The organism is Peribacillus aracenensis (assembly GCF_025175645.1).
GTDB lineage: Bacteria > Bacillota > Bacilli > Bacillales > DSM-1321 > Peribacillus > Peribacillus aracenensis.
The window spans coordinates 1-15,784 of sequence record NZ_JANZMJ010000005.1 but is presented as its reverse complement, the minus strand read 5'-3'; the positions used below and the strand labels follow the sequence as shown (position 1 = coordinate 15,784).

The window sequence follows — 15,784 nt, the reverse complement described above, 5'->3', positions numbered from 1 at the left end:
CCAGATTGCTGAAGATCATTTAAAAAGAAAGTTCGATATTTGTCGATGAGATTTTGAGGGATTGTACTTAATCTAAAGGACAGAATAGTTGAAGAAGGAAATCAAGTTTATATATATTTTGTCTATCAACTTTCCATGTAATGTAATCCTTCTTTCTATCTTTTTATAAGATTAAAATGGAATATTACATCAATTGGTTCTAACTCCCCCGAAAGTAGCAAGATAAGCGAATAAAAAAAGCAGTACCACCGCTATAAAAGTGTTGGTACTGCTATATTGATTGACAAGTTTTTATTAATTAGAACGTACTTGCTATTTTAACAGCTTTTTCAAGCCCTGCAGCAATAATCTCCTCTGCTTTATCTGGGAATTGATTGTGACCTTCAATCACTATTTTCTCTATATTTTTTACACCGAAGAAGCTCATCATACTTGCTACATATTTAACAGCCATTTCTACTTCAGCTTTTGGTCCTTCAGAATATACACCGCCACTTGCGTTTAATAATGCAATTTTCTTATCTCCAATCAGACCTACTGGACCTTCTGGCGTATATTTAAATGTTTTGCCCGCGCGGTTTAAATAATCAATATATGTGTGTAGTACAGCCGGAATTGTTAAGTTCCATAATGGAAATCCAAACACAACTTTATCAGCTGCAAGGAATTGTTCTAAATATTTATCAGCAACAGTTACTGCTTTTGCTTCTTCTGCTGTTAAATCAAATCCTCTACTAGCCTTAAATGTACCGTTAATCATATCTACTCCTACATATGGCAATTCTTCCTTGTATAAATCAAGTTCTACCACTGTATCATTTGGATGTGATTCTTTATAGCTTGCTAAAAAAGCCTCATATAATTTCACACTCACCGCTTGGTTTGCGGGGCGATTGTTTGCTTTTACAAATAAAACTGTTGTCATTCTCTTTTCCTCCTGTTACTCACTCTTATGTTGTTATATATTTATTCACTAAAAAGGGAATCCTATTGTCTTTACAATATCTTTTTAAAACTATATTCCATGTCTCCACCTAGAGCTTCAGCTGTATCACCAGTTTCTCTGAAGTCATGTGTATGAATCTTCTCAAACGGACCAAAGTTTACCTGCTTATAAAATTCATAACAAGGGAATCCGTCATGTGCACCTTGAATATCGACAGTACCCTCTTTTTTGACATGTACCGTTAATAGATAATCAACGGGAGGTGCATATTTATTTAATGGGTTGCTAGCACTTGCACTCATTTGAAATTTGACGTCATCTGACCCCCATACAACATCAGTGCACAAGATGCCTTCCGTATTAGCTTTTCCTGTTCTTTTATTAACGGAACCATCAGGAGTTGTGATTCTTTCTGTTGTTATGCCCGTATTCGCATATGTGAAAATTTCTTTTTTGTAAAAATCTACAACTACTTCTTGTTCCACTCTAGAACGCATAGCGTTTACTGCATAAGGTGTAAATTCACGTGCATCACCTTCGAATTGGATTATGTTTCCCGTTTGAATATCTTTCTTAGGTTCAGTCCAAGACATTGGAATAAATACACTTGCTCTAACTTTAACGATATTAGTCATGAGACACACCTCTGTAATTCTTAATTTTATTTTGGGTAATAATAATATTGACCCATTGAGCAAAACAGATCACAATTTCTTTCGTATGATCAATTGCTTTTCATTTAATATTTGCTGCTGCTTGTAATCGTCTATTTAATTTTTATATCTAGATTGTCGTTTTAAAACTGTATTCCATTTCCCCAGCTAGTGCTGCCGGAGTGTCACCAGTTTTTCTGAAATCATGTGTATATATTAATTCAAATGGACCGAAATCTGTTTGTTTATAAAATTCATAACAGGGGAATCCATCATGGGAACCTTCAATATATGCAACCCCACTTTTGTTTAAGTTTATAGTTAATACATAGTCAGCTGCAGGTGCTGCTCTATTCAAAGGATTGCTGGCACTAGCACTCATTTTAAAAGAAACTTCATCAGTGGCCCACATAACATTAGTACATACAATATTTTCTGTACTTGATTTTCTTTTTTTATAATCAATAGAGCCATCAGGATTTGTAACTTTTACAGTTACGATACAAGCATTTGTATATGTGAAAATTTCTTTTTTATAAAAATCAATAATCACTTCTTGCTCTAATCTTGACCGCATTGTGTTTACAGCGTATGGTGTAAATTCACGTGCATCACCAGTGTATTCGAATATCTTTTCTGTTGCAGGATCTTTAATGGGCTCCAACCAAGCATACGGTGCAAATACACTTCCTCTAATTTTAACGATGTTAGCCATGAGAACCCTCCATAATGTATTAATTTTGTTTCGGTGAATCCAATTTGTTTATAATTGAATTATAGTCAACTTGATTGACTACAATACGTATAGTACAATGGGTTTCGAATAAAGTCAACCTACTTGACTTTATTTAAGGAGGTTTTATGTATGAATCATGAAGTATTTAGTGAATTGGATCTTACATCACTTTTATCATTATCCTTTAGTACATCAATTAATGAATTACATGACAGATTGAGTGAATTGGGATTTGGAGATATTAGACCTGCACATGGTTTTATGTTTAAATGTATCACTCCCAATGGAGCAACAGGTATAGAACTAGCCGAATACTTAGGAATTACAAAGCAAGCTGTGAGTAAAATGGTGGATTATCTTGAGAAAAGTGGCTATGTAATGCGCAAAGCTCATCCCACTGATAAGAGAGGGAAAATTATTGTTTTGACCGAACGAGGTTGGTTAGTTGTGAAAGCAAAAGAGAAGATATTAACTGAGATTGAGCAACGTTGGATTGAAAACATAGGTGTTGAACGCCTGCAGATGCTCAAAGAAGATTTAACAAAATTAGTTTATGAAGAAAATGAAGATAAACTATCATCAAGGTTAAAACCTGTCTGGTAATTATAGAGTTTATAAAGGGAACTTTTAATCGTGCTTAAATTCGTACTAACAGTACAGTATTCCTGTAATAATTTAAATTAGCAGCAAGTTTTGTGGAGAATTGTACGGGAGCGTTAGTTCAAGAAAAATAAGCTAACATCTGTGTTTTTATTTTCGTTGTTCCATTAAGGGCGCGATTCTTGAAGAAGGTTCGCTTTTCTTAATGAACTGGCAGGTACGTTAGCTGAAAATCGGAGCTGCCTTTAAGGCAGCTTTTTCTTATGGCACTAACGGGGCGGGTTTGTTGAACAAGTTAAATAGAGAGCATTCTATAATGAATGGTTTTTATCTTTCTCATAATTTGGTGATGGATTGGAGTGTGTTAATATGCGGTCTAATACCTTTTTAGTAAATGGCATAAAGTAATTAAGTATTAGCCCCCCTAAACAAACGGTTAATAAAGTTCCAACGCCAATGGGGCCATTTAGGATCATTGCCATTAGCAAGAATAAGAGGTAAATGATTGTTCTCGAAAAAAATATATTTGTTCTAGTTAATTCTTGTATGATTAATGTTAATCGGTCAACTGGAATCGGTGCAAAATTTGTATGTAAATATGTTGCAGTTCCTAATCCTATAACAACTAAGCCGATTCCAAAACAAACAACTTTGCTGTACCATAGTTCAGGTGTTATCGAATTGTGCAATAAAAAAAGCCACATATCAATACCAATACCCGTTATAAATGCGGTTAACAACCCTAAAAATTCTGGTCTTTGTCTTTTTAAAAATGAATTACAACATATTAATAGTAGAGCTATTAGTATTTCCCAACTTCCGACAGTAAGCCCCACATTTATGGACAGTCCTACCAAAAGTGCATCAAAAGGTGAAGTTCCAAGGTCTGATTGTATAGTGAAAGAAATACCAAGAGTTAATAGTAAAATTCCTAAGACATAAAATACATATTTCACTGTACTCGACCCCTTTACATGTTTTTTTGTTGCAAACGCAACAAAGTAAGGTTACATTTAATATATGTTATTTTTATTGCATTTACAACAAAATTTTAAGCCGTGGAGTTAATTATGAAGGAAATTCTTCGTGAAATTGGAATGATAGCAAGGGCATTAGATCAAGAAATAGAGATAAAGAATGGGAGTTTGTTAAAAAGGGAAACAAGAGAAATTATTGATTATATGAAGGAGCGACATATTTAAATGACTAAAAATATAAAAAAGTGTACCCTTGAAGATTCACGTGAACTTCAAGAAATTAGTTATGAAACATTCAATGAGACATTTAAGCATCAGAATTCAGCCGAAAATATGAATGCCTATTTGGAAAAGGCATTTGACTTAATACAATTAGAAAAAGAATTATCGAATAGTTCTTCGCAATTCTTTTTTGTTTATTTTAATAATGAAGTCGCTGGATATTTAAAGGTCAATACCAATGATGCTCAGACTGAACAAATGGGTGATGAATCACTTGAAATCGAGAGGATTTATATAAAGAAAAAATATCAAAAACATGGGCTTGGTAAATATCTGCTAAATAAAGCAATGGAAATTGCGACGGAAAGTAATAAAAAGAAAATCTGGCTCGGCGTATGGGAAGAAAACGAAAATGCTATTGCTTTTTATAAGAAAATTGGCTTTGTTCAAACCGGAGCCCACTCTTTTTATATGGGTGATGAAGAACAAATGGACTTTATAATGACCAAAGCACTTCTATAACTTGTTTTGGAAGGGGGAACTATTATGTAAAAGTGAATAAGTATAAGCCCACTTTTATTTCCCCCTCAAATGCAAGAATTAAAGAACGGAACGGAGCTGTCATATTGGCAGCTTCTCTTCAGTTTGTAAAGGGTTGTATATAAAGTGCAGGGTGCGTTGGTTCATTAGAGCTGTGACGATCAGCTCTTTTCTTATGGAGCTAACGGGGCATGTCAGTGGAATGAGGACCTGTGTTTTAAAAATCCATGTTTTGCCCCGCAATTATTAGTTCATTGGCTAGAATTACGGGGTGTTTTTTTATAACCAAGCCTTTTTTAGGAGCTCCACGCCAAGCGCGATTTCCTCACAAGAAAGATTACTGAAACCAAGTTTGATAATTGGTTTATCGGTATTATTTTTAATGAAGTAGAATGAGGTGGGATACACTTTAACACCATGAAAGGAAGCGCGCTCTATTAGCCATTCTTCTGAACGTTCCAGGTGTACTTTGATTAATACATACAAACCTGACTGCTCACCGATAATGGATATATGTTGATCGAATTGCTTTTTTACTATGGATACCAAGTGCTGCATTTTTCGTTTATAAACAAGACGCATACGTTTAATATGACGATTCCATTCTCCCTCTTCCATAAATTTAGCCATTGCGAGCTGGCTTAGAAGTGAAGTGGTACTCTCGAAATGAAGAAATTGATTTTTATAACGGTTTAAAAGCGGCTCTGGCAACACCATATAACTTAACCGAATTCCCGGAAGAAAGGACTTTGAGAAATTCCCTAGATAAATCACTCTTGCAGAATCAATGGAAGCGAGAGCTGGAAATGGCTGTTGTGTATAACGAAATTCACTATCATAATCGTCTTCGATCATATACCCTTGCATCTTGTTAGCCCAATGAATAAGCATTTGCCGTTGTTGAATGGACATGCTTACCCCATATGGACTGTGATGGGAAGGTGTTACATAGATTAATCGTGATTTGATTTGTTCCAATTGTGAAAAATCAGCACCTGCCTCATAAACTGGTAAAGTTTCAATCGTAAAACAATGGAATTGAAAAGCTTCCCTTGCGCCATCATATCCAGGGTCTTCTACTGTAATGCTTGGAAAATCATCCTTCAGTATTTGTCCAAGATTGATAAGCATTTGTTGGGTACTGCTGCCGATAATAATGGCATTTGCATCTGTTTTCACCCCACGGGATTGGAGTAAGTATGTGGCAATTTGTTCACGTAGGCACACCTCACCAAAGGGTTCCCCATATTGAAAACTCTCCTGTAACGTTAATACTTGATTGGCAATCCTCCTCCAAGTTTTCAAAGGGAAATGTGCTTGATCTACGGCACCCGCCCGGAAATCAATGAGGGTAGGTGTCACTGGCTCTCTTTGCGTTTTATTATGAGGAATTAACTCTTTTTGGGATAAAAGTGGCTCTAATTCATTTACAAAATAACCTTTTCTCCCTTCTCCACGAATATAGCCTTCAGCTACAAGTTGATCATAAGCCATTAATGTCGTATTCCGACTTACTTGAAGGGAATCTGCCAGTTGACGGATGGAGGGCAATTGTTCATCGGCAAGTATGTCCCCCCGTTCAATATATAACTTAAACTGCTCGTAAATTTGTTTGTATCTGGGGGAATCCTCCTTAAAAGCAAAAATGGCATTTATCATTTACGATCTCCTTTGACATGTATATTTATTTAGAATTGTACCTTTTTATATGTCAGTTTGTATATTACCATATTTTACAGATGAGTTTCTCAAGTAGAAATGAGACTTAGTAAAAGCCGCTATATTGTGAATGGAATAATATTGACGGATGAAAGGAGATTTTTTATGTATATCCCTAAGCAATTTGAAATAAAAGAATTAGCAGCAGCCTACGATGTAATACAGGAGAATGGTTTTGCAACATTGTGTTCGATGCATGAAGGCGTGCCTTTTGCTACACATTTACCACTGCTGTTGAATAAGGAGAAAACCTATTTGTATGGTCATTTTGCTCGTCCGAACCCTCAATGGAAAGATATTGAAAATCAAACAGTCTTGGCAGTCTTTCATGGTCCCCACTGTTATATCTCCTCTTCTTGGTATGAGACGAACCAAGCGGTACCAACATGGAATTACGTGACTGTTCATGTATACGGCGAAGTCGAACTTATTGAGGATGAACAGGCGTTAACGGATACCTTGGAAGACATGGTATTGAAGTATGAAGCCCCTGATAGTTCATACAATTTGCAAGATTTAGATGCTGACTATCTCGCTGGGATGAACAAAGGGATTCAAGGCTTCAAAATAAGAATCAACAAGATAGAGGGAAAAGCGAAGTTAAGTCAAAACCATTCAGCACTTCGGCAAGAGCGGGTTATCAATCAACTGGAAAAGATCCAAAATACAGATGAGCAAAAAATTTCCTTTTTAATGAAGGCAAACCTATAAAAGTGGCGTTGAATGTTACTGCACTAACGTGAGTGTTGATCCAATAAGGATTTACACTCTTTTTGTTGAACTTCTGTTACTACCGGAGCGGATTTCAATACCATGGAGGAAAAATTGGAGCCTTTTAAATAATCCAATCAAAATGTTAAGTCATGTTACGCCGTATGAATATTTTTAAAAAGGTATGCATGTACCGGGTTAATTTAACAATCATTATATAAAATATAACAAAAAATCAAGGTCCCTTTATACGGATATAAAATTCCAGAGTTATTCTTAATTTACATCCAGAGGGAGGGATCGGAAGTTGTCAAAATTTCAGGCCATAACTTCTTTGTTCATCTTGGTATTTATCATCATTTTCGTAACTTATAAAATCACAGCACACTCATCCCAACATTCCACATCCAACCGCCAACACATTCAAGTACAATTGTTAGGCGTTAATGATTTTCACGGCCAACTAAACAAATATCAAATGGTTTCAGGAACCATGGCAGGGGGGGCTGAATACCTGGCTGCCCATTTAAAAACATTTATACAAGAAAACCCAAATACACTGCTTGTTCATTCTGGTGATATGGTAGGAGGAAGTCCTCCAATCTCTTCTCAATTTAAAGACGAACCCACGATTGAATTTTTAAACCTCCTGCACTTTGATGCCGGGACACCTGGAAATCATGAATTCGACCAAGGCGTAAATGAAATGAAACGTCTTATTCATGGAGGATTCAATAAAAAAACAGGTTATTTTCAAGGTGCCACTACTTCTTACAGCTCTGCAAATATCATCGATACAAAGTCGGGTACTCCTTTGTTACCACCGTATGTTATTAAACAAATTGACGGAATTAATATTGGATTTATCGGTGTCGTCACAAAAGAGACTAACCTGTATGTGGCACCTGAAAATCGAAAAGAAGTAGAAATTACGGATGAAGTTTCAGCTATTAACCGAACCGTTAAGCTTTTAAAGGAAAAAGGGATCAAAGTAATTGTTGTACTTGCACATGATTCAGCCAAATCAGATCAGTCAGGAGCAAATTCCAGTGGAGCTTTAGTGGAGATGGCTCCAAAAATCGATGATGAGGTCGATGTCATTTTTGCCGGTCACAGCCATGAATATGCCAATACCGTTGTAGCCGGCAAACTGATCGTTCAAGCTTATTCCAATGGGAAAGCCTTTTCTCAAGTAAATCTTGAAATTGAACCACATACTAAAATTATTGTTAAGAAACAAGCAAAGATTATTGTCACTTCACATCAACATATAAAACCAGATAAAGAAACGGTTGCTCTTTTAAATAAATATAGAAAAAGATTGGGGAGCCATTTTAATCAGATAATAGGAGAAATGCCTGAAGAAATCTCACGCAAACAAAATGCAAACGGTGAATCCCCATTAGCGAAAATGATTGCAGAATCTGAGCGGGAAGCCATGGGGGTTGATATAGCTTTTGTCCATCAAGGAGAAATGCGGAAGAATTTTAAAAAAGGGGAAATCACTGTAGAAGACCTTTATACAGACTTGCCTATGGATCATAGTGTCAGTAAGTTAATCTTAACAGGGGACCAAATAAAACTTGCATTAGAACAGCAGTGGGCGAAAGATTATGAAAATAGGATACAAACGGTTGGTTTAACGTATAATTGGGACCCAAACGCTCCAATTGGCAACCGCATTGTTGCGCTGAAAGATATGAAGGGTCAAGAGATTCAGCCAAACAACGAATATGAAGTAGCGGTTAGTAATTATTTAGCTTCAGGCGGTGATAACTTCACTGCATTTGAACAAGGTAGGCTCGTGGAATCCGGTCCACAGGTTGTCACTGCACTTATACGCTATATCCAACAGAAGTATCCCCATGAAACTTCTCTCCGTTCATTGAAAGAATGAAGGGGAAAATACAAGGACTTGCATAAGTGTCTTTTGAGGAAGATGAAGCTGGAGGAATGAATGAAATGGCTTTAGGGATAGCAAGAGATATTGAATGGCAATGGGTATTAACGAGAAATAAAAGGTAACTACTTATTCAAATAACAAGTGCTCTACTTCATTAAGGGAGTTGCTTTGGCAGCTCTTTTTCTTATGGAGCTAAACGGGCAGTTAGTTCCATAAGAATAGGATTCCAAAAGATCGTCATTAGAGTCAATCTTTTTCTTTTCACCGTTTCAGATAGAAAAGTGACTATCTGAAAGCACGCAACGAAATTTATCGTAATAATATTTCATGAATTAGAAAAAAATAGAGGAAAGGAGGGATTGCGAATGTTTGTGAAAAAGTGGGTAACAGGATTTGCCGGTGTACTTGCGATGTTTGTAGTTGTGACAACACTAGGCTCACTCGGTGTATTTGCCGAATCCGGTGTTGTAAATCAGCCTATGGAGACGAGGAAATCGATTGAGGTCGAGTTGAAAGATGATTTCTTTAATCCGAAAGCCATCACCATTCCGAATGGAACAGCCACAACGGTGATATTGAAAAACAAAGGCAGTAAAGAGCACACCTTCACAGTTGAAAAGCTCGGCATTGACGTTGAGATCCAGCCAGGTGAAGAAAAAAACATTACCGTGAATCCGAAACAGCCCGGTACATATGAACTGATATGTCGGTACCATTTCCAGGAAGGAATGGTTGGGAAAGTAATTGCCGAATAAAATGCAGGGCCAATATGGCCTTGTTTTTTTTAGGCTCTTTTCGTAAAGATTATTGTTTTTAAAATGAAACGATTTAAGGTTGATTGGAGCGGAAGTGCGAGACTCCTGCGGGAGCAGCGGGACAGGTGAGACCCCACAGGCGTTTACGCCGAGGATGCTCACCGTCCGCCCCGCGGAAAGCGAGCATCTGGAGGGGAAATCAACCACACCTCACTACTTGGTAAATAGCAACAAAGTATGCGAAAACAGCCTTTTTTTAATACTTCCTCTGCGAATGGACTTTTCTACTTTGTATGATCGATTAAGTTTTAGCAAGGTTTTTTATCAAGCTTATTTTTCATTACAAGGGATATTGATGCTTGGATTAATAATAATTGTTCCACCTCTAATAAATGGTAAATAGAATAGAATGTAAGGTAACGTATAAACCATTTAGAATGAGGTGGAAAGGTGTATTTTTTAAAACCTATTTCTGATGAGGTTCGTTTATCTCAAAAAATATTCAATAAACATAAAAAAACGATGAAGCTCATTTTAGTGTCGATTTTTTCTTGTATGGCTGCCATTCTGCAGGCTGCCGGAGCAGTACCAGGGATAGGATATTGTATAAGTCCGCTGTCCACTGCACCTATCCTGTTATGTTCCATGTTTTCCATTCCATTTGGAGCAATGTCCTACTTTCTGACAATTATGCTGTTATTCATCCTACAGCCAACGGAAATAATTGCATTTCCTTTTACAACAGGATTGTTAGGACTTGGAATAGGGGCATCTTTTCACCTTTTTAAGATGAGGTTAAGTATTATTGCTACTGGTGCCATTCTTTTAATGTTAGGAATTGTGAGTTTAATAGTTATTTTTCACTTTCCAGTTTTAGGTCCGGCCGTCTCTGTTTCCTTTTCATTTCTTATATTTGGCTTTTTATTTGCCTTCATTTATAGCTGGTTATGGGTTGAAATTGCTTTAAGCCTTTTTAAAAGACTAAAAATGATTAGAATTTAAGGCTCTTTTCGTTAAGAGTGTGTTTTTAAAACGAAACGATTTAAGGTTGATTGGAGTGGAAGTGCGAGATTCTGCGGGAGCAGCGGGACAGGTGAGAACCCCCAGTTTACGCCGAGGATGCTCACCGCCTGCCACGCGGAAAGCGAGCATCTGGAGGGGAAATCAACCGCACCAGATTACTTGGTGAATGGCAACAAAGTATGCGAAAACAGCCTAATTTAATAATTCTCCATCACATGGTTCTAATTACAAATCCATATAAGCGATTTATCAAGATTAAGTGGAAATGTATTGTATTGATTATGGAACTATTTCAAAAACAGTGCCTTTGTTAAAATCAGTCACTTTCATAGAGCCATAAGCCGCCAAATATAAGCTGGTTTGATTCATATTCGTTCCCAAACTAACATAATAGGCTGATTGAGACCCAAAATCATAATCGGTTTGTATCACACTAAAATCATTTTGTTCACCATTGGGTCTTACGGTGGTATAAGCTAAAGCCCCTCTAACCCAGGGTTGAGAATCTTTCCGGGCAAGATCGGTAAACACAACGCTTCCCGTTAAACCAGGGATTGCATTCCCCATATAGGCTTGCACTCCTGTAAGTGCAGTTCCTCCAAACTTATCAGGTCTGGTATCTTTATGAAAATAACTGGTTAGAGGCTGAAGACGACTCGCTGAAAGTGTTACTGCTTCATTGTAATAAGCAATTGTTTTCTCATCCAAATTATTATTTTCATTGCACCCTCTTATAGTCGAAGTAGGAAAAGCACCTTCCCAACCTCGCCAGCCAAAGTTAATGAATCCCTCTTTGTCAGCTTCAGAATTCATGAAAGAAGCTTGAACAATCTCAGTAACCGGTATTGGTTTATAATGAACGAATGAAAAAATCGACTCAACCAAATCCTGTCCGACACCCCCTGCATATTTGATATACTGATTATAAAACCTTTGAAATGAAACTCCTGTTATATTGCGCACCCCTTTTGCAATGACCGTAAGTGTTTCCTGAATAGGCAGAGGAAGTTCATTAAAACGTGTAACAATGGGTGGATTATTGAAGGATATGCTCTTATCTACATCGATTTCAATTATTTTACCAGCTATCTCCATATCATCTTGACTTAAATTAAATGGATCATAGCCTGCTCCACCATCACCGGTTGTTAAAATAAGTTTTCCGGTTTCAGGTGAAAAGTTTAAGCTATTGACACCATTATGATTAAAAAATGGTCTTCTTATGTTAAGTAATGTCCGTCGTTTTTGAGGTTGACCATTCGATTGTAAAATCCATTCTTCAACTGTATTAATATGATCATATTGAGTTTCTCTATTTATCCACTTTAGGTTTAAAGTTTTGGGATCACACGGGTTAGGCCTAAAATGTTCAGTAAGGGCCCCTGGACCTTGTGTTCCAGCTACTGAATAATGAAGATAAAACAAACCGTTATAATAAAATTCTGGATGAAACGCTAGCCCCACTAATCCACGTTCATCATATCCCCTACCTGAAACCCCTTGTTCAGAACTACCTAATTTTAAAATTCGCGGGCGAATATCTAAAAAAGTCCTAATAACTCCGTTTCCTATGTAAAAGATCTCTCCTACCTGGGTTGCAATAAATAATCTTTCAATTGAGTCACCTGGAAGTATAGTTGTCTTTAAAACAGTTGGTAAATTAATATTACTTACAATGGGCCGTAAACCAACCTTAACTTTTATCAAATGACTTTGCACTCCTTCTTATTGTTTTTCTTAGGCTCTTTTCGTAAAGATTGTTGTTTTTAAAAACTAAACGATTTAAGGTTGATTGGAGCGCAAGTGCGAGACTCCTGCGGGAGCAGCGGGACAGGTGAGACCCCACAGGCGTTTACGCCGAGGAGGCTCACCGCCCGCCACGCGGAAAGCGAGCATCTGAAGGGGAAATCAACCACACCACATTACTTTGTAAATAGCAACAAAGTATGCGAAAACAGCCTTTTCTTATAAGAATATGATTAGAACCGTCTATTAGTACCAAATCAGGCCGCGAACCTGATAAGGCAATGCACTACTTTCCGCATGAGCGTAATTAAACTAAAAGAGTGCGTTAGTTGCGTTAGTCGAACTAAAATAAGTGAAATTTATAAGAATGAAATAAATTCAAGCTATTCCATTAAAGGACGCTATCCTGAAAAGGATAAGCGATTATTTTCATATCAGGGCCATTTAAGGAGGAGCATCAAGAAAACCTGTTTACAACAGTAAGCGTTCTGATACAGGTCATATGAGACACATCTATCGGGATCTTGAAAGCATGTACTTAAACTAACGGGGGAGCTTAGTGCAATAAGAAAATCAAAAATTGGGGATAATATTAAAGGTATTATCCCCAATGAAGAGTGAATTTTCTTTTTTTATTAGGCTCTTTTCGTAAAGATTGTTGTTTTTAAAACGAAACGATTTAAGGTTGATTGGAGCGCAAGTGCGAGACTCCTGCGGGAGCAGCGCCCGCCCCGCGGAAAGCGAGCATCTGGAGGGGAAATCAACCACACCGCATTACTTGTTAAATCGCAACAAAGTATGCGAAAACAGCCTTTTATTATTTAAATACTGCTGATAATGAATAATCAGAAATGATTGTTAGACATTACCTAAAAGTTGGAGTGAGAAAGTGGAAAATCATGTTACTTACCTTCTAGAACATTACGGGTACTTCGGAATAATATTTGCTTTAATTGGAGGTATTGTAGGACTTCCTATACCCGATGAGGTTCTTCTTACATATATTGGTTACAATGTGTTTCAGGGTAAATTATCTTACTTAATTTCAATAGTAAGTGCCTTTGCAGGAGCAACGGGGGGGATTTCGCTTAGCTACTTCATTGGTTATAAATTTGGGTTGCCTTTATTAGAAAAGTTGGGACCAAAACTTCACATAACCGAACAAAAAATTAATAAAACAAAGAAATTATTCAAGAAATTTGGACCTTATCTTTTATTATTTGGTTATTTTATTCCTGGGGTACGGCACCTTACAGCGTATATAGCATCTGTCAATCGCTTCCCATTTAGAAAATTTGTTGTTTATGCCTATACGGGTGCATTAATATGGAGTTTTACTTTTATCACATTAGGAAGAATCTTAGGGGAAAATTGGAACAATGTTGAACTATATATGTCAACATACAGTATTTATATAATTACGAGTTTATTGATCCTTTCAATATTCATTTATTTTTTATGGAAGAGAAGAAACCGATTAAAAAGGGGTATTTCATGAAAGTGACGGTTTAAATGGAGGACTTTAATAAAATTATATTTAGTGCTTATAGAACGATCGGGTGCTTTAGCTGATGATCGGAGCTGTCTTTACGGCAGTTTAGTTCATGAAGAAAATACAAATAATTATTTTTAAAACTTATGGGAACAGTAAACCTAAAAAATATTAGGCAGGTTATATCTTGAATAAACTTTTCTTAGGTCTGTCCATAAGTTTGTTACTATTGAGTGCTCAACCTAATAGGATTAATTCAGCAGAAACTGAATTAAATAATAAGTTAATTTATGATGCACTATTGACTTCACTTGACCTATACATTTCAGAAGAAGTAGTTAATTATTATGGCTATTATAAACAGTACGGTTTATTTGATGCCAAAATCATAAGGATAATTAGGCAAAGTGAAGGTAGTTTTAGTTTTAGGGTAACAGTTCAAGTAATTACATTTGAACACGCTCATAATCCTCCATATGGCAAAGAAACAATCACTTTTGATGTAAGCCCTTTTGGTGTAAAAGTGATTAATTTTGTTCATGAAGGGGATGAAGAGGAAATGAAAATAAATGAGTTTTACAAGAACGTTCTTTTAGATATACTGCAAACATTTAATTTAAGGTTGGAATCCTTTTCAAAATTTAGTTATCAACAACTACTATATAAATCAGAAAAACAAAAAGAATACAAAGTTCTTTCAAATATTGCAACTGACATTATAGTTCATGATTTAAATCCTGATATAAAACCTCCTTATAAAAATGTGATAGACCCAGTTACTTTCATTAAGGGTACCCAAGGATATATTCTGTTTAAAAGGTCCGATGGAACAAATATAGTTCTTCAAGTGGCTATGGAAAATGGTGAATGGGTGGTCGTAGAAAAGAAAAACAAACAAGGGAAGAAAATGCAAAATGAATTGATTTGGTATATGTAATATCAGTATTAGGTTAACAGGTGCGTTAGCTGAAGATCAGAGCTGTCTTTAAGGCGGCTTTTTCTTATGGAACTAAAGGGGCAGATTAGTCCTAGAAGGAAATATTATGAAACTATTGGGGCTTTCTATCCGTAGAATATAGAGTGAGGGTGTGTATGTATTGATGTTTTCACGGTGGACGTTTCTGCAAGGGATTATAGTAATCATTTTAGGAATTCTCGCATTTATAACCAATTATTTTAAGAGAGATATGGCAACGTCAATTCCATCAAACACTTTAAATACAGTACAGATGTTAATGACACTATGCTTTAGCTTAAGATCAGAGCTGTCTTTAAGGCAGCTTTTTCTTATGGAACTAAAGGGGCAGCATTCCTGTTAGAAGGATGTTCGAGGTCTTGAAAGAAAAAGAGCCCTCTTGTATGATGCATGAGTGTCAACGACCATTGACCCAGCATCAAACAAGGAGGACTTCTCTATGCAGTTTAAATGGAATGAAAAAATTAATCAAGTTACTGAAAATACACTCGTTGTTGGTATGGATATTGCCAAGCGTGTTCATTACGCTTGTTTTGTTGATGAACGAGGGCGCGTGATAGAAAAAGCCTTCGCTGTTCATCAATCAAAAGAGGGCTTTGAACACCTGTATGAAAAGATTCGTCAAACGATGAAGGAAGCTAAGAAAACAGAAGTAATTGTTGGAATTGAGCCAACAGGCCACTACTGGATGAACTTAGCTAATTTCTTAGATCATTACGGTATCCCACTAGTCATGGTGAATCCAATGCATGTCAAACGATCGAAGGAACTAGACGATAATTTAC

At 36.5% G+C, this 15,784-nt stretch carries 15 protein-coding genes and 1 pseudogene; 10 read left to right on the top strand and 6 right to left on the bottom strand.

Annotated elements, in window-relative coordinates:
• Nucleotides 1–298: 298 nt before the first annotated feature.
• From N0M92_RS07030 to N0M92_RS07020, 3 genes are all read right to left on the bottom strand, one after another.
• Complete coding sequence (locus N0M92_RS07030) at nt 299–925, bottom strand: FMN-dependent NADH-azoreductase (protein ID WP_260285094.1); 627 nt, start codon at nt 923–925, stop codon at nt 299–301.
• Between the two features lie 71 nt (nt 926–996).
• Nucleotides 997–1,581, bottom strand: coding sequence for a DUF3238 domain-containing protein (locus N0M92_RS07025; protein ID WP_260285093.1), 585 nt, complete (start codon nt 1,579–1,581; stop codon nt 997–999).
• A gap of 148 nt (nt 1,582–1,729) precedes the next feature.
• Complete coding sequence (locus N0M92_RS07020) at nt 1,730–2,314, bottom strand: DUF3238 domain-containing protein (protein WP_260285092.1); 585 nt, start codon at nt 2,312–2,314, stop codon at nt 1,730–1,732.
• Between the two features lie 150 nt (nt 2,315–2,464).
• On the opposite strand from N0M92_RS07020, the gene N0M92_RS07015 reads away from it, so the two are divergent.
• Nucleotides 2,465–2,938, top strand: a complete 474-nt coding sequence (locus N0M92_RS07015; RefSeq protein ID WP_260285091.1) for a MarR family winged helix-turn-helix transcriptional regulator — start codon at nt 2,465–2,467, stop codon at nt 2,936–2,938.
• A 308-nt stretch (nt 2,939–3,246) separates the two neighbouring features.
• On the opposite strand, the gene N0M92_RS07010 is transcribed toward N0M92_RS07015, so the two are convergent.
• Nucleotides 3,247–3,891 (bottom strand): YczE/YyaS/YitT family protein, encoded by a 645-nt coding sequence (locus tag N0M92_RS07010; protein WP_260285090.1) that lies wholly within the window; start codon nt 3,889–3,891, stop codon nt 3,247–3,249.
• Nucleotides 3,892–4,005: 114 nt separating this feature from the next.
• On the opposite strand from N0M92_RS07010, the pseudogene N0M92_RS29430 reads away from it, so the two are divergent.
• Nucleotides 4,006–4,089: pseudogene (locus N0M92_RS29430) on the top strand (MarR family transcriptional regulator); the annotation flags it as partial.
• Nucleotides 4,090–4,137: 48 nt separating this feature from the next.
• Nucleotides 4,138–4,656, top strand: a complete 519-nt coding sequence (locus N0M92_RS07000; protein ID WP_260285088.1) for a GNAT family N-acetyltransferase — start codon at nt 4,138–4,140, stop codon at nt 4,654–4,656.
• A gap of 297 nt (nt 4,657–4,953) precedes the next feature.
• Here the strand turns inward: N0M92_RS07000 and pdxR are convergent, their stop codons facing one another.
• Complete coding sequence (gene pdxR / locus N0M92_RS06995) at nt 4,954–6,333, bottom strand: MocR-like pyridoxine biosynthesis transcription factor PdxR (protein WP_260285087.1); 1,380 nt, start codon at nt 6,331–6,333, stop codon at nt 4,954–4,956.
• 165 nt (nt 6,334–6,498) lie between these two features.
• Between pdxR and N0M92_RS06990 the strand changes: the two genes are divergently transcribed.
• The 4 genes from N0M92_RS06990 (at nt 6,499) to N0M92_RS06975 (ending at nt 10,764) form a co-directional block, all read left to right on the top strand.
• Complete coding sequence (locus N0M92_RS06990; protein WP_260285086.1) at nt 6,499–7,104, top strand: FMN-binding negative transcriptional regulator; 606 nt, start codon at nt 6,499–6,501, stop codon at nt 7,102–7,104.
• A gap of 307 nt (nt 7,105–7,411) precedes the next feature.
• On the top strand, nt 7,412–9,001 hold the full coding sequence (locus N0M92_RS06985; protein WP_260285085.1) for a bifunctional metallophosphatase/5'-nucleotidase: 1,590 nt from the start codon (nt 7,412–7,414) through the stop codon (nt 8,999–9,001).
• Between the two features lie 371 nt (nt 9,002–9,372).
• A complete protein-coding gene (locus N0M92_RS06980) occupies nt 9,373–9,762 on the top strand; it encodes a cupredoxin domain-containing protein (protein WP_260285084.1) in 390 nt (129 codons plus the stop codon).
• A 450-nt stretch (nt 9,763–10,212) separates the two neighbouring features.
• Nucleotides 10,213–10,764, top strand: a complete 552-nt coding sequence (locus N0M92_RS06975) for a hypothetical protein (protein ID WP_260285082.1) — start codon at nt 10,213–10,215, stop codon at nt 10,762–10,764.
• 300 nt (nt 10,765–11,064) lie between these two features.
• Here N0M92_RS06975 and N0M92_RS06970 read toward each other — a convergent pair whose 3' ends face one another.
• Nucleotides 11,065–12,492 carry a PQQ-dependent sugar dehydrogenase gene (locus N0M92_RS06970; RefSeq protein ID WP_260285081.1) on the bottom strand — a complete coding sequence of 476 codons (1,428 nt, stop codon included), beginning with the start codon at nt 12,490–12,492 and terminating at the stop codon, nt 11,065–11,067.
• Nucleotides 12,493–13,420: 928 nt separating this feature from the next.
• On the opposite strand from N0M92_RS06970, the gene N0M92_RS06965 reads away from it, so the two are divergent.
• The 3 genes from N0M92_RS06965 to N0M92_RS06955 all read left to right on the top strand — a co-directional run.
• Entirely contained in the window at nt 13,421–14,029 is a 609-nt protein-coding gene (locus tag N0M92_RS06965; protein ID WP_260285080.1) for a DedA family protein, read from the top strand.
• Nucleotides 14,030–14,210: 181 nt separating this feature from the next.
• Nucleotides 14,211–14,960: a DUF3888 domain-containing protein gene (locus N0M92_RS06960; protein ID WP_260285079.1), complete on the top strand. Its 750-nt coding sequence runs from the start codon at nt 14,211–14,213 to the stop codon at nt 14,958–14,960.
• Between the two features lie 478 nt (nt 14,961–15,438).
• A partial coding sequence (locus N0M92_RS06955; RefSeq protein WP_260285078.1) for an IS110 family transposase occupies nt 15,439–15,784 on the top strand: 346 nt, incomplete at its 3' end.

Coding starts and splice junctions, on each gene's coding strand:
- N0M92_RS07030 (WP_260285094.1), bottom strand. CDS start 925: ATGACAACAGTTTTATTTGTAAAAGCAAACAATCGCCCCGCAAACCAA.
- N0M92_RS07025 (WP_260285093.1), bottom strand. CDS start 1,581: ATGACTAATATCGTTAAAGTTAGAGCAAGTGTATTTATTCCAATGTCT.
- N0M92_RS07020 (WP_260285092.1), bottom strand. CDS start 2,314: ATGGCTAACATCGTTAAAATTAGAGGAAGTGTATTTGCACCGTATGCT.
- N0M92_RS07015 (WP_260285091.1), top strand. CDS start 2,465: ATGAATCATGAAGTATTTAGTGAATTGGATCTTACATCACTTTTATCA.
- N0M92_RS07000 (WP_260285088.1), top strand. CDS start 4,138: ATGACTAAAAATATAAAAAAGTGTACCCTTGAAGATTCACGTGAACTT.
- pdxR (WP_260285087.1), bottom strand. CDS start 6,333: ATGATAAATGCCATTTTTGCTTTTAAGGAGGATTCCCCCAGATACAAA.
- N0M92_RS06990 (WP_260285086.1), top strand. CDS start 6,499: ATGTATATCCCTAAGCAATTTGAAATAAAAGAATTAGCAGCAGCCTAC.
- N0M92_RS06980 (WP_260285084.1), top strand. CDS start 9,373: ATGTTTGTGAAAAAGTGGGTAACAGGATTTGCCGGTGTACTTGCGATG.